Consider the following 12,671-nt stretch of genomic DNA (forward strand, 5'->3'; position numbering starts at 1 on the left):
CCATCCCTTTATTTAATCGTCTCGGCGAATTTGTCATTCGGTTGCACTTGTCTGATTTGCAGCGATTTTTTCATGATCTCCCTGGCGATCGGAGCGGCCACCGTTCCCCCGGTGGCATTTTGGGACGATGACGGCTCATCAATGGCGACATAGACGACCACTTCCGGTTTGTCATACGGGGCAAAACCGACAAAGGAAACAATATATTGGTTCTCCATGTATCCTCCGTCCGGATCCGGTTTTTGTGCCGTCCCCGTTTTTCCGGCCACGCCATAGCCCGGTAAATCGGCTTCGACACCGGTTCCGTTTTGTACCACCCCACGCAATAACTCCCGGACTTGTTTTGCCGTGGATTCTTTCACGATCCGACGGCTTTCGGGTTGAAAAGATTTCACTTCTTTTTTCAACCCCGGTTCCCATATCGATTTCATGATATGGGGGGTCTTCCAGACACCGCCGTTGGCAATGGCGCTCACGGCTGCAACTTGCTGGATCGGCGTGACCGAAATCCCTTGTCCGAATGAGGTGGTGGCCAATTCCGTGGCATACAGGTTCCGTCCGAAAAAGTATCCCCTTCCCTCTGCCGGCAGATCGATTCCGGTTTTTTTGCCGTATTGCTCCGTAATATTTCCAAAGCCAAACCGGTTGATATAATCCGTTAATTTTTGCGCCCCCAACTTTTGCCCCAAAATGACAAAAGCGACATTGCTGGACAGTTTGATTCCGTCCCGAAACGTGATGTTTCCCCATCCGCTTCCGTTCCAGTCATGAATCACCCGGTCATCCACCCGGATCGAACCCGACGGATACGTTTGATCCGGATTGAAAATGCCTTCTTCAATCGCCGCGGCCAAAGTCACAATCTTAAAGGTGGAGCCCGGTTCAAACTGGCTTTGCACGGCCCGGTTGATGCTGTTTTCGTCACTCAGGGTCTCGGCATACCGGTTCGGGTCAAAAGTCGGGCGGGATGCCATGGCCAGAATTTCCCCGGTTTTGGGATCGGCGACAATCGCCGTTCCCCCTTTGGCCTCATGGGTTTTGATTGCTTCATCCAACTCCAGTTCCACTTGATGTTGGATACGCGAATCAATGGTCAGGACAAGATCTTTCCCGTGCTGCGGAGGCTGGTTTTTTTCCGGCTGATCCGTGACCATCACACCATTTCTGGCTTTCAGGTATTTGATGTAACCTTCTTTTCCCCTGAGCCATGGATCGTAATATTCTTCGATGCCGCCAACGGCTGTGTCATCATACCGCAAAAATCCCAAAACATGGGCGGCCATGGTTCCGTTATACTGCCTCATGAAAGTGGGAAAAGCATAAATGCCTTGGATAAGCCCGTCCTTTTTTAAGGATTCCACCTGATTGAGTGTCTCTTTTGGATACTTGTATTTCCCATTGTATCGGAGTTCCACAGAGTCTGAATCCTTCGACAGCAGTTTGACCAGCTCGTCTTCTTTTATTTTCAACACCGGTGCCAGATACTTTGCAGTTTTTTCAGGATCTTTCACCTGCCGGGTGTCTGCGACAAAGTAATAAGCGTCCACTTCCCATGCCAATTGCTGCTGCTTGGTCCGGTCATAAACAGTGCCTCGTTTGGGACGAAGAGCATCTTCTTTGATCCATGTTTCTTTGGCCGCCGCGAGCAATTTGTTATGGTCCACCGCTTGCAGCCAAAACAATCTTCCAATCACAATGATGAATCCCACGATCCAAACGAGCCCGATCAGAAGAGAACGCCGTTTGCTCTTCTTAAACATCGAACCCATATCAAGCCTCTCCCATCTCTCTGACAAATATCGTGTTTATTTCGGCATCAGGGGCTGGTTGAAGGTAAGTATTTTGGTGCTGTCAGCTCTAACCCTTTCTGTTCAGCAAATTTGCGAATACGCTCCACACTTCTTAATTTGTTGGCTTCTGTTTCCAATTGGAGATTCTCTTTTTCCACCTTTTCGATTTCCAATTCCGTATTTTGAATCGCCACATTTAACTCCGACACTTTGGCATAACGCGACAAAACCAGAACAGCCAAAGCAACGCACAAAACAACGCTGAACAGGTAAAGCAGTCTTTCACCGGTCGGAAACGCTTTGAAAGGGGCCGGCTTTTTTTGCTTCCGCTCCCCTCTGTAAGGTTTATGGAGCTGTTTTGCAGCCGAACCATGAAAACGATCCGCTCTCATATATAAATCCTCCTTACACTACCTGCTTCTTTCATGTTTATATTTTTTCCGCGACCCTCAATTTTGCGGACCGGGCCCGCTGGTTTCTCTCTATCTCTTCCGGACCCGGCAGGACGGGTTTTTTGGTAATCATCTTCAATTCCGGTTTTCTGCCGCACGTGCAGACCGGAAAATCAGGAGGACAAATGCATCCCCGGGATTGTTCCTTGAAAAACTGTTTGCAAATCCGGTCTTCCAGAGAATGAAAAGTGATCACACTGATGCGCCCTTCAGGGCGGAGCAATTTCACACTTTCTTTCAGCGCCTCTTGAAAAGCGTTTAATTCATCATTGACGGCAATCCGGATCGCCTGAAACGAACGACGTGCCGGATGAGGACCCTTTCTGCGTGCAGGCGCGGGAATCGCCCGCTTGATCACGTCCACCAGCTCCAACGTGGTTCGAATCGGCGCTTTCTTTCTCGTTTGGACAATTTCTCTGGCAATTCGCCGGGAAAATTTTTCTTCGCCATATTCAAACAAGATTCGCGACAATTCTTCCTCCGGCCATTCATTCACAACATGAAAGGCGCTTAACTCCTGTGACTGATTCATCCGCATGTCGAGCGGAGCTTCCTGGTGATAACTGAAGCCCCGTTCACCCTGATCGAGCTGGGGGGATGAAACACCCAGATCAAACAACAAGCCGTCGACCTTTTCATAACCTAGTTCATTCACAACTTCCCTGACATGTCGAAAGTTGGTGTTTATCAAATGCAAGTTGCATGAGTGTTCTTTTAATTTATTTTTGGCATGATCCAATGCTTGCTTGTCCTGGTCTAATCCGATAAGGGTTCCTGATGGAGACAGTTGCTCGGCGATCAACTGACTGTGTCCCCCTCCGCCCAGCGTACAATCCACATAGATGCCATCCGATTTGATACAAAGTCCATGGACTGCTTCTTCTCTTAATACCGTTTCATGTTTAAACACTTTCATTCATCCTTTGCTACAAATCCAGATCAATCAAGCTTTCTGCAATTTCATTAAAAGATTCTTCGGAGTTACAGTAATACTCTTCCCATTGTTCTTTGCACCAAATCTCAACACGGGTGGAGACACCGATGATCACACACTCTTTTTTCAAACGAGCATATTCCCGTAAATGGGGAGCAATATGGATTCTGCCTTGTTTGTCAAATTCCACTTCGCTTGCTCCAGAAAAAAAGAAGCGCGTAAATTTACGTGCATCCGCTTTGGTAAAAGGAAGAGCTTTTAATTTTTGTTCCAGTTGCGTCCATTCAGAAGGAGGATATGCAAACAAACAGCGGTCCAAGCCACGGGTGATCACAAAAGAAGATCCCAATGATTCCCTAAACTTCGCAGGGATGATCAATCTCCCTTTATCATCGATATTATGCCTGAATTCACCCATGAACATACCGCTTTCCTCCCCCCTGGCCTCCCTTCCTCACCACTTTTCACCACTCTCCACCACACTGGTAATTATACCACACGGAATATAAAAAATCCTGCACTCAATGTGCAGGATTCAACCGTATATTTCCTTTCATCTCAAATCAATCCAGCTGCCAGCTTGCCAAGTATTTTTCCTGTTCTTCCGTCAAGCGGTCGATCGCCACCCCATTGGCTTCCAGGAAATAACGGGCCACTTGCTCATCGATTTGATAAGGCACATCCAACACTTTCGGGCCCAATTCGCCATGATGTTCATGCACAAACAGCAGGGAGAGCGCCTGCAGGGCAAAAGTCATATCCATGATTTCAGCCGGATGCCCGTCTCCCGCAGCCAGATTCACCAGACGCCCTTCGGCCAACAGGTAAAGTTTCCGTCCGTCAGCCATCTCATACTCCGCGATGTCTTTTCTCACCACGCGTTGTTTCACGGCTGCTTTTTCCAGCTGTTCCACGTCGATTTCGACGTTGAAGTGTCCGGCATTGGCCATGATGGCTCCGTTTTTCATCACTTCGAAATGCTCACCCGCAATGACTCCTTTATTCCCGGTGGTGGTGATGAAGAAGTCGCCGTACCGGGCCGCTTCCTTGATCGGCATCACTTCAAAGCCGTCCATGTATGCTTCCGTTGCTTTGATGGCATCCACTTCGGTGACGATCACTTTCGCCCCCAAACCTTTGGCGCGCATGGCAACCCCCCGTCCGCACCATCCATAGCCGACAACAACCACGGTTTTCCCGGCGACGACCAGGTTGGTTGTGCGGTTGATTCCGTCCCAAACAGATTGACCGGTTCCGTACCGGTTGTCAAACAAGTATTTGGAATGCGCATCATTGACCGCCACCATCGGGAATTTTAATGTCCCCTCTTTTTCCAGCGAGCGCAAACGCAAAATCCCGGTGGTGGTTTCTTCGCATCCGCCCAGGACATTTTCCATCAGATCCGGACGTTCGGAGTGCAAAATGCTGACCAAGTCCCCGCCGTCATCAATGATCAAATCCGGTTTCGTTTCAAGCGTTTTGATCAAATGGTCTTTATATTCTTCCGGAGACGGGTTGTATTTGGCAAACACCGTCACGCCCGAAGCAGCCAGCGCAGCGGCAATGTCATCCTGGGTGGAAAGCGGGTTGCTTCCGGTAATGGCCACTTCCGCTCCGGCATCCCGGATCAATTCAGCCAGGCAAGCCGTTTTTGCCTCCAAATGCAGGGAAATCGCCACTTTTTTTCCGGCAAGCGGCTTTTCCGCGCTCAACCGTTCCCGCAACCGGCTCAGCACCGGCATATGATCCCAGGCCCAATCCATTTTCAGGCGGCCTTGCGGAGCCAGGTTCATATCACGGACAATGCTGTTTTCTGCTGACATATAAATCCCCCTATTCCTATATGTAAATCCGATAATCGTGGTTATTATACACGATTATCTTCCAAAAGGAAAAAGACTAAATCAACAAGACATGGACGGAACCATCCAGCCGCACTTCCGAAGAAGGCGCCCGCAGCAAAAAGTCAACCCAATCCATCCCGTGTTCATTCCATGCCCATATCATATTGTAAACCCTTTCCTGGGGTTTGTCGTTCGGATAAATTCCGTGAATCAGTTCGTCCCATTTCCGTAACGATGCGCGATGTTTCTCTTCCAGGCTTTTTTTGGCAAACCGGTGCAAGTAATCGATTTGCGCTTTGATTTTTTCTTCATTTTTTTTCCCGATTTCTTTCATATTCATGCCGATGGTTTGGTGCAAATAACCAACCAGCTGCCCGTGATGCCCGAGAATGACATCCACCGCTTCCTGAAACCGGTCGGTCAGATCGGGAGGTTGTTGCTCGTCGATCCACTTCATTTTTTTCTGTTTCAAGTGTTCCAGTTCCTCAAGCCCCAAAGCAAACTCATCCATCCGTTTTTCCAATGCCTTGTCCATCAGCGTGACAAACATGCGCGGAATTACAACCGGCATTTTCAGGCCGAGTTCGTAAAACGCCTCTTTCAACAGGGACCAATACGCGATTTCACCCGGGCCGGCCACGAAGTAAAGGGTGGGGAACAAGGCTTCCTGCATGAGGGGACGGGTGATCACATTATTGCTGAACAAAGCGGGTTCTTGTTCGACCAATGACAACAATTCATCTTCCGACCACTTTTTCAGGCCGTCTTTGGTGGTCCACTGCCCCCCTTTTTGAAACAGGAGCTGCCGCTCGCCATCGATTTGGATGAACAAATTCCCCTGATCTTCTTTTAAATCGACCGGAACTTCCAGTCCCCTGCCAATCAGCCGGCCGGAAGCGTTCTGCACCGCCCGGGCAATCGCCCGGCTTTGCCGGATCATGCGTTTAAGAACCGGCACCTCCAGCCGGCGCAAATTTTCGTCATGGGAATCCACCAACAACAATCCGTACGGGCCAAAAAAGTGATTCAACACTTTGGCAAACAAGCGGGTCCATGACCGTGTGCCCATTCCCCACTTTTTGCACTGTGCCAGCCATTCTTCTTTGTAAGGACGGTCCGGCAGAATCCCGGCCAATTGATCCAGCCAGTCCCGGTACTGTTTTTCATCCAGCCTGCGTCGGGAAATGGGGATTTTCCGCTGGTCTTTCACTTCAAGCCGGTGTTTCACCGGTTCTTTGTCACCGTTTTGCACCCATACATGGTTCACTTCTTCCAAATCATGGTCCTCACCGGCAATCCAAAAAACGGGAATCACCGGTTTTCCCAGTTGTTTCTCTGCTTGTTTTGCCAACCGGACAATGGTGATGGCTTTATAAAAAGTATATAACGGTCCGCCCAATAAACCGGCCTGTTGGCCGCCAATCACAACCATGCTGTCCTCTTCGGCCAACCGGTTCAAATTTCGCTCCACTTCGTGATGCACCAAATCCGGCTGATGGTAAGACCGGAGCACCCTGACCAATTCCTGGCGCGAAACGGCCGGTTTCGATATTTTCAAATCGCGGGCACGTTCGTAAATGCTTTCTTCCCGCCAAGGATGATACTGATAAAACGAACCGGCAAATTCCCGGTCGTGAAGAAATTCATCAAATATACTGGATTTCTTGGTCATTGCTATCTTTTGTAACCTCATATATAACTCCTCTTTAAAAGAAAAGTCTGATGCTCCACCGTTACAAAGTATATCACTTCAATTATTATAGTGGCTAACTTTTTTTGTCCCCAAAAACAGGCTAAACAAAAATCCCAGAAAAGAAACTCCTGCAACAAACAAAAAGATGCGCACCTCTGCACTGATGAGCACACCGGGTTCAAACAAGCGGGCCGCGGTCACAAATCCCAGCGCTCCCCCGGCCGCCCTGAACATGCCTGCCGCCATCAATCCCGAACGGATCCGGCGGGGCGACACCCATTTGAACATATACCGGTGAACGGGATCGGCCACTGCAAAGCTCAGGCACCATCCCAAAAGACAAACCGCCAGAAGCATCCACCGGCTGTCCGGGATCCAGATCATGCCCGCACTCGTGACGGCCGAAAGCAAAAAAGCCGTGTAAGCCAGACGGTGCACATACACCGGATTGGACAAAAACCCGATGACGGGCAGCGCCATCATTGCACCAATCACAATGAAACTCAAACAGACCGCCGAGCCGTATGTCCCGGTATCATACTGCCGGGCAAACCAAAAAGGAAGCAAGGTCAGAATCGTCCACAAAAACCCTTGCAAAGTGACCTGTATATATAAAATCCACAGACGCCAATTGGCAAACAGATGCGGTTCGAAAAACGGATAGCTCCCCTGGCGTTCAACCATCAACAGAGGAACCACCATTCCGATGGCCACAATCCAAAGCGGCAATACTTCTTTGTGCAAGACCGCGGAGATCCCTCCGGAAAAATCGGTGCTGGTGACGGCCATCATCAAAAACAAGACGATCAGCCCGAAAAAAACGATGGATTCGCCGCCGACTCCTTTGCGGTTCGGCTGATCAACGATTTTCCACGTTTGGGAAATCAACAGCACCAAAAAAGCAAACAAAATATGCAAAATAAAAACCGATTTCCAGCCCAAGGCGTCAGCCAGCCCGGCGGATGCCAGGGGAACCAGACACCATGCGGCTGCAAAGGCCAGCATGATCAAATAGCGTTGGCCTTTGGGCATTTTGCCGAGTTTGCGCCGGCATTGCGAGGAGACAAACGGCACCATGCCGCCGGTTCCGATGGCCTGAATGACACGGCCGCACATGAACCACACCCACTCCACGGCCAATCCGGCGAGAAAGGTTCCCAGCACAAAGAAAGTGAGAGCCGTCCACAATACTTCCATTTTCCCTTTGGAAGCCGCCCAGTTATCCATCATGGGCAAAGAAAAAGCAAAAAAAGCCAAATGGAGTGAAACGGCCCACACCGCCCAATTCATCGACAAATGGTACTCCCGGATGATCAAAGATAAAACGGGCACCACCGTCAACAAATCGAACATGCTGAAAACCAAGTTGATGATATACGTATCAAATGACAACAATTTGGGACGAGACAAACCAATCCCCCCACAGTACTCCTGATCCATGATCGTCTTCAGTCTTCACATTATAGCATGAACTTTTCTTTCTCCCGAATCCGGCCGGTCCACAGTTGATTGACGGGCAACTTTTTGTGGTGTTTTGCCCCCAACCGGACAATCGCCCCGTTTAAATAATCGATTTCCGTCGGCCGGTGGTGTTTCACATCCTGCAGCATGGAAGAAAGATTGGCGGAAGTGCGCCGGCAAACCTCATGAATTTGTTCCCACATCTGCCGGTACGGAAGCGAAATCCCTTCCAGAGACGCCACTTCCGCCACTTCCGTTAAAATCTCCTCTTTTTCCGCATCATATTTGGGGTTTAACAACGCACCGTTTCGGATTTCATACCAGGCGGTCATCGGATTGATCACACAATTGACGGCCAACTTCCCCCACAGCCTTTGCCGGATGTCTTCATCGTATTGAAGGAGGTCTTTTCCCGCTGCTTCCAGCAAAGCCTTGAGTGCCGGAGACGTTTTTTTACCCGCATCGGGATAAGAGCCGATCCAGCTCTCCCCTTTTCCCGTATGCCTCACATGATTGCCGTTTTTCAATGCGCCTTCCGTCGTTACCGCCAAATAAGTTTCGCAACAAGAAGACAACTGTTCCAACCACTGTTGGTGGCCCCATCCGTTTTGAAAAAACAACACCTGTGTTTCCGGATGTATCACATTTTTCAACAGGGGAATGACCGATGGCAAATGGTGTTGTTTCACCATCACCAAGATGACATCGAAGGGGGGTTCTTCCTTGATCGAACCGGCCGGCCGCGCCTTTACCCGGATGTTCCGCCGGTCGCCCGCCAACGTTGTCAAGGTGATTCCCGTCCGGTTCACTTGCCGGGCCTGACCTTCGGTACGGGTGACCAACAAAAACGGACCGGTCCGGGGGGCAAGGCGTGCAGACCATAACAATCCCAGCGCTCCGCCTCCCCATACTGCTATTCTCACCGTTTCATCCCTCACTTTGGCTAAAAAAAGAGAGCCATTGGGATCATGGCTCGTAAATGTCTTCGTTTCTATCATAACCTTTTTCTCATACAGGGTAAACGGGATGTTTCCGTTGGCTGAATTGCAGCTGTTTGCTTGCATAAGCCTCAAAGCGGCGGCTTAATTCCGTCCGCAATTCATCGGGCTCCACAATGCCGTCAATCACCATTTCGCCGGCCAGCCGGTAAATATCGATGTCTTGTTTGTATTCTTCCCGCTTTTGCATGACAAAACGGGTTCTCTCCGGCTCTTCCAACTCCCGGATTTTGTTGCTGTATACCGCGTTGACAGCCGCTTCCGGCCCCATCACGGCAATTTGTGCCGTCGGGAGGGCCAGGCAACAATCCGGTTCAAAGGCCGGACCGGCCATGGCATACAATCCGGCGCCATATGCTTTCCGGACAATGACGGAAATTTTGGGCACACTCGCTTCCGAGACGGCAGAAATCATCTTCGCTCCATGGCGGATAATCCCGGCCCGTTCCACTTGCGTCCCGACCATGAAACCGGGGACGTCCGCCAAAAACAACAGCGGAATGTGGAAAGCATCACACAAGTTGATGAAACGGGCTGCTTTGTCCGCCGAGTCCACAAACAACACCCCGCCTTTGACCTTCGACTGGTTTGCCACAATCCCGACAACCCGCCCGCCAATCCGCGACAATCCGGTGATCAGTTCTTTGGCAAACAAGCTCTTGATCTCAAAGAATGACCCTTCATCCACAAGGCTTTCAATCACTTCCATCATGTCAAAAGGCGTGTTTTGGTGATCCGGGATAATTTCCGAAACAGGACGCGCCTTCGGGGAAGGTGCCTTGGCTTCAACAGGCTCCGGGCTTGTCTGGTAGTTGGCCGGGAAATAACTTAAATACTTCCGTGCGGATTGAATCGCCTCTTCTTCCGACGACGCCAATACATCGCCGCATCCGCTGACGGTACAGTGCATACGCGCTCCGCCCATTTCTTCCAGGGTCACTTTCTCCCCGATCACCATTTCCGCCATGCGCGGGGAACCGAGGTACATGCTCGCGTTTTTGTCCACCATGATCACAATATCGCAAAAAGCGGGGATATAAGCTCCGCCGGCCGCTGAAGGCCCGAACAAAAGACAAACTTGCGGAACCATTCCGGACATTTTTACCTGGTTATAAAAGATGCGGCCCGCTCCCCTCCGGCCGGGAAACATTTCAATTTGGTCCGTAATCCGGGCGCCGGCCGAATCCACCAGGTAAATCATGGGAACTTTCAATTTCATGGCCGTTTCCTGGATGCGTATGATTTTTTCCACGGTCCGTGCTCCCCAGGAACCGGCTTTCACGGTGGAGTCATTGGCCATGACGCAAACCGTTTGGCCGTTGACCTTTCCAATCGCCGTCACCACACCGTCCGCCGGAAGATCACCGGCCATGAAGTTGGCAAACAACCCGTCTTCCAATTGAAATTCGTCATCAAACAACCGTTTCAATCGTTCCCGCACGAAAAGCTTGTTTTGTTTCCTCAACTTCTCATGATATTTGGGGGCGCCCCCTTTTTGCACGGTTTCTTTGTTTTTGCGCAATTGATCGACAACGGATTCTTTCACAACCATCCCTCCCGGTTTATTCCCCGGTATAGCGGGGTTTTCTTTTTTCTGCGAATGCTTTGAGCCCTTCCTGCCGGTCTTTTGTCGGAATCAGCGTTTCATAAGCCGAAGTTTCCAGTGCCAGCCCGGTCATGAGATCGGTCTCCAACCCGCGATCGATGGCCAACTTGGCCTGACGGACTGCAAGTGGTGCATTTTCCCCGATCCGTCCGGCCAACCGGCAAGCCGTCTCCAACGCTCTTCCTGTCTCCGTCACCTCATTGACCAGCCCCCATTTTTCCGCTTCGGATGCAGTGATTTTTTGTGCCGTGAAAATCCATTCCTTTGCCTTCGCTTTACCGATCAACCGGGGGAGGCGCTGTGTCCCCCCTGCTCCCGGAATGATCCCGAGCGACGTTTCCGTCAGCCCCATCACCGCATGTTGTTCGGCAATCCGGATATCACAGGCCAAAGCCAGTTCCGTCCCACCCCCGAAAGCGAACCCGTTGATGGCGGCAATGACGGGCTGCGGCATTTGCTCGATGCGGGTGAAAGTATCCCGAATCAACCGGATAAAACGGCGAACCTGACTGTCATCCATCGTGCGGCGCTCTTTGAGATCGGCTCCCGCGCAAAAAGCTTTCTCCCCGGCTCCGGTAATGATCACGGCCAGGGCCTTCGGATCATCGGTCAACGCTTCCATCGCCGACTGCAATGCCTGAAGCGCCGGCAAATTCAGGGCATTGTGGACTTCAGGTCGGTTGATCGTGACAATGGCCGTATGCTCTTTCCACTCAGTGACCACCGGTGCCATCTTCATTCCCTCCCCCGCATTCTTTTTTCTTGGCCGCATAACTTTGCAACATTTTGGAAGGCAACGGTTTTCCCAAATGTTTTTGCACATACAGGCTGGTTTCGCACAGCCGGTCCAGATCGATTCCCGTGTCGATGCCTTGCCGGTTCAGCATGTAAACCAGGTCTTCAGTGGCCAGATTCCCCGCCGCCCCCGGTGCGTACGGACAACCGCCCAAGCCGCCGAAGGAAGTATCCAGGGTATAAATGCCTGCTTCCAGACAAACATAGGCATTGGCCAATCCGGTCCCGCGGGTGTCATGGAAGTGACCGGCCAGTTTTGATGCGGGAACTGCTGACATAATGTCTTTCAGACGATGTTTCACTTCAAGCGGCGCGGCAACCCCGATCGTATCGCCTAATGAAATTTCATAAACCCCCATATCCAGAAGTTGCTCACAAATGCGGACCACGTTTTGGACCGGGACATTCCCTTCATACGGACAACCGAAGACGGTGGAAACATACCCCCGCACCCTCTTTCCGTGTTGGTGTGCGAGTTGAACCACTTCCCTTAAAACCGGAATCGTATCCCGGATGCTTTTGTTGATATTTTTCCGATTATGGCTTTCGCTCGCGGACAAAAACACGGCATACTCATCGATGCGGGTGTCAAGGGCCCGCTTCAACCCCCGCAGATTCGGAACGAGCGCTCGATAGGTCACCGGCAAACGGGGAAGACCGGCAGCCAACCGATCGGCATCGGACAATTGGGGAATCCATTTGGGATGGACAAACGAAGTCACTTCCAGATGCTTGATCCCCGATTGAAACAAGCGCTCGATAAGCTCTTTCTTCACTTCGGTCGCCAACGTGACGGGCTCGTTTTGCAACCCGTCCCTCAATCCGACTTCCACAATTTTGACATCCACTTGGATTACGCCACCTCGGATCAGAGTTTTATGAAAGCTCGATCAAAACATCTCCGTCACTGACAAACGAACCGGTTTCCACCTTGATTTCTTTGACGACGCCTGAATATTCCGACTGTACCGGCACTTCCATTTTCATTGATTCCAAAATCACCACATCCTGTCCGGCATCCACTTTGTCCCCCACAGCCACCAACACTTGCATGACAGTTCCGGCCATGGTCGCTTCCACTTTGGCCATTTGTCTCAC

At 50.8% G+C, this 12,671-nt stretch carries 12 protein-coding genes; all 12 read right to left on the reverse strand.

The genetic code is table 11. The annotated features are described in order from the left end of the window. Positions 1–8 precede the first annotated feature (8 nt). The 12 genes from H1R82_RS06060 to H1R82_RS06115 all read right to left on the reverse strand — a co-directional run bounded on the left by H1R82_RS06060 (position 9) and on the right by H1R82_RS06115 (position 12,662). A complete protein-coding gene (locus H1R82_RS06060; RefSeq protein ID WP_181730834.1) occupies positions 9–1,769 on the reverse strand; it encodes a peptidoglycan D,D-transpeptidase FtsI family protein in 1,761 nt (586 codons plus the stop codon). Between the two features lie 47 nt (positions 1,770–1,816). Further along, positions 1,817–2,182 (reverse strand): cell division protein FtsL, encoded by a 366-nt coding sequence (ftsL, locus tag H1R82_RS06065; RefSeq protein WP_181730835.1) that lies wholly within the window; start codon positions 2,180–2,182, stop codon positions 1,817–1,819. A 37-nt stretch (positions 2,183–2,219) separates the two neighbouring features. Beyond that, complete coding sequence (gene rsmH / locus H1R82_RS06070; protein WP_309544798.1) at positions 2,220–3,152, reverse strand: 16S rRNA (cytosine(1402)-N(4))-methyltransferase RsmH; 933 nt, start codon at positions 3,150–3,152, stop codon at positions 2,220–2,222. A 16-nt stretch (positions 3,153–3,168) separates the two neighbouring features. Then, positions 3,169–3,600, reverse strand: a complete 432-nt coding sequence (gene mraZ, locus H1R82_RS06075; RefSeq protein WP_062843156.1) for a division/cell wall cluster transcriptional repressor MraZ — start codon at positions 3,598–3,600, stop codon at positions 3,169–3,171. Positions 3,601–3,739: 139 nt separating this feature from the next. Then, positions 3,740–4,999 (reverse strand): adenosylhomocysteinase, encoded by a 1,260-nt coding sequence (locus tag H1R82_RS06080; RefSeq protein WP_181730837.1) that lies wholly within the window; start codon positions 4,997–4,999, stop codon positions 3,740–3,742. A gap of 76 nt (positions 5,000–5,075) precedes the next feature. Further along, on the reverse strand, positions 5,076–6,713 hold the full coding sequence (gene bshC, locus H1R82_RS06085) for a bacillithiol biosynthesis cysteine-adding enzyme BshC (RefSeq protein WP_181730838.1): 1,638 nt from the start codon (positions 6,711–6,713) through the stop codon (positions 5,076–5,078). Between the two features lie 57 nt (positions 6,714–6,770). Beyond that, complete coding sequence (locus H1R82_RS06090) at positions 6,771–8,123, reverse strand: MFS transporter (RefSeq protein WP_181730839.1); 1,353 nt, start codon at positions 8,121–8,123, stop codon at positions 6,771–6,773. A 50-nt stretch (positions 8,124–8,173) separates the two neighbouring features. Continuing rightward, positions 8,174–9,097: a ketopantoate reductase family protein gene (locus H1R82_RS06095; protein WP_181730840.1), complete on the reverse strand. Its 924-nt coding sequence runs from the start codon at positions 9,095–9,097 to the stop codon at positions 8,174–8,176. An 85-nt stretch (positions 9,098–9,182) separates the two neighbouring features. Continuing rightward, positions 9,183–10,718 carry an acyl-CoA carboxylase subunit beta gene (locus H1R82_RS06100; protein WP_370527037.1) on the reverse strand — a complete coding sequence of 512 codons (1,536 nt, stop codon included), beginning with the start codon at positions 10,716–10,718 and terminating at the stop codon, positions 9,183–9,185. 16 nt (positions 10,719–10,734) lie between these two features. Further along, positions 10,735–11,517, reverse strand: coding sequence for an enoyl-CoA hydratase (locus H1R82_RS06105; RefSeq protein ID WP_181730842.1), 783 nt, complete (start codon positions 11,515–11,517; stop codon positions 10,735–10,737). Continuing rightward, positions 11,492–12,421, reverse strand: a complete 930-nt coding sequence (locus H1R82_RS06110; RefSeq protein WP_181730843.1) for a hydroxymethylglutaryl-CoA lyase — start codon at positions 12,419–12,421, stop codon at positions 11,492–11,494. Before H1R82_RS06110 ends, H1R82_RS06105 begins: the two co-directional genes overlap by 26 nt. A gap of 28 nt (positions 12,422–12,449) precedes the next feature. Next, positions 12,450–12,662 carry an acetyl-CoA carboxylase biotin carboxyl carrier protein subunit gene (locus H1R82_RS06115; protein ID WP_181730844.1) on the reverse strand — a complete coding sequence of 71 codons (213 nt, stop codon included), beginning with the start codon at positions 12,660–12,662 and terminating at the stop codon, positions 12,450–12,452. Between the last annotated feature and the right edge of the window lie 9 nt (positions 12,663–12,671).

It is taken from the genome of Thermoactinomyces intermedius, assembly GCF_013912365.1.
GTDB lineage: Bacteria > Bacillota > Bacilli > Thermoactinomycetales > Thermoactinomycetaceae > Thermoactinomyces > Thermoactinomyces intermedius.

Coding starts and splice junctions, on each gene's coding strand:
- H1R82_RS06060 (WP_181730834.1), bottom strand. CDS start 1,769: ATGGGTTCGATGTTTAAGAAGAGCAAACGGCGTTCTCTTCTGATCGGG.
- ftsL (WP_181730835.1), bottom strand. CDS start 2,182: ATGAGAGCGGATCGTTTTCATGGTTCGGCTGCAAAACAGCTCCATAAA.
- mraZ (WP_062843156.1), bottom strand. CDS start 3,600: ATGTTCATGGGTGAATTCAGGCATAATATCGATGATAAAGGGAGATTG.
- H1R82_RS06080 (WP_181730837.1), bottom strand. CDS start 4,999: ATGTCAGCAGAAAACAGCATTGTCCGTGATATGAACCTGGCTCCGCAA.
- bshC (WP_181730838.1), bottom strand. CDS start 6,713: ATGAGGTTACAAAAGATAGCAATGACCAAGAAATCCAGTATATTTGAT.
- H1R82_RS06105 (WP_181730842.1), bottom strand. CDS start 11,517: ATGAAGATGGCACCGGTGGTCACTGAGTGGAAAGAGCATACGGCCATT.
- H1R82_RS06115 (WP_181730844.1), bottom strand. CDS start 12,662: ATGGCCAAAGTGGAAGCGACCATGGCCGGAACTGTCATGCAAGTGTTG.